1 protein-coding gene is annotated in these 1,007 nt (G+C 67.3%); it reads left to right on the forward strand.

What is annotated here, in order from left to right; translation table 11 throughout:
* The first annotated feature begins 224 nt into the window (after positions 1 to 224).
* Entirely contained in the window at positions 225 to 872 is a 648-nt protein-coding gene (locus tag D7V77_RS42155) for a helix-turn-helix domain-containing protein (RefSeq protein ID WP_120581748.1), read from the forward strand.
* Positions 873 to 1,007: the final 135 nt, after the last annotated feature.

The following is a 1,007-nucleotide window of genomic DNA, read 5'->3' on the forward strand; positions in this document are numbered from 1 at the left end:
CTGCGCTCGCCGCCATTGAGAACCCGGGCACCGTCACGCTCCCGAAGAGTCAGGACTGACGACCGCTCCCGCCGGTCCTCCTGGTCGGGTCAGCACGGCGTCGGCACGGGGCACGGCGAACAGTTACCATGAATCCCGATCGCGGCGGAGGGTAGGCAGGCGCTGGGAGCGGAAGGAAAGGGGCGCGAGCTCGCGCCGTTCGGCCTTGTGTGCGCAAGAACCGGATGAAGAAGCGAGCCCTGCCTCAGGGAAGGCAACAGCTACGCCTGCGATGTCCTGACCGCAGGCGGCTGATTCGCTGGGGAGAGAGGACTGGCTGCCCGCTCACCCTGCGGCGGTGCCTGGCGGTAGCGAAAGTGGCCAGTGGACAGTCACGGGCGCAAGCCGCGCGGCAGCTGCTGTGCGCCACGTCCACAGTGGTGTCAGCGGTGCAGCGCTTCCAGAAATCAGGCCGAGAAGGCCTCCTGGACGGGCGCGCTCAGAATGGGCAGCGCAAAGTGGACGAGCGATTCCGGCAGACGTTGTGCCGGGTGCTGGAAGGCACGCCCCAGCAGTCCGGTTGGCGGCGCACGACGTGGACGCGCGAGTTGCTGGTCCGTGAGGTGGAGAGGCGAGGCCGGGTACGCGTCTCGCCCGCGACGATGGGACGTGCCCTGGCCTCGGTGGGGGCCAAGAGAAGGCGTCCGCGTCCCGTGGTGCGCTGCCCTTGGACGGAGCGCCGACGCCGCCAGCGCCTCTGGCAGCTGAAATGCCGTGCGGCCTTCGCCCGGCCCGATGAGCCCGTGCTTTTCGAGGATGAGATGGACGTGCACCTCAACCCGAAAATCGGACCAGACTGGACGTTGCCTGTCCTCCGCCCCAGGATTTCTTGAGACACCTATCTGGGGGAATAACCTCCCCCTCGCGAGGTGGATGTGAAGAAGCAACAGAAGCAGGACAGGACGGCGGAGCGCGGTCGGTTCTCGGCGAAGCGGAAGAAGGAGGCTGTGCTCCGATTGCTCAAGGGC

The organism is Corallococcus sp. CA041A (assembly GCF_003612075.1).
GTDB lineage: Bacteria > Myxococcota > Myxococcia > Myxococcales > Myxococcaceae > Corallococcus > Corallococcus exiguus.

Excerpts from the sequence above, each read along its gene's own strand:
- D7V77_RS42155 (WP_120581748.1), top strand. The coding sequence starts at position 225 with ATGAAGAAGCGAGCCCTGCCTCAGGGAAGGCAACAGCTACGCCTGCGA.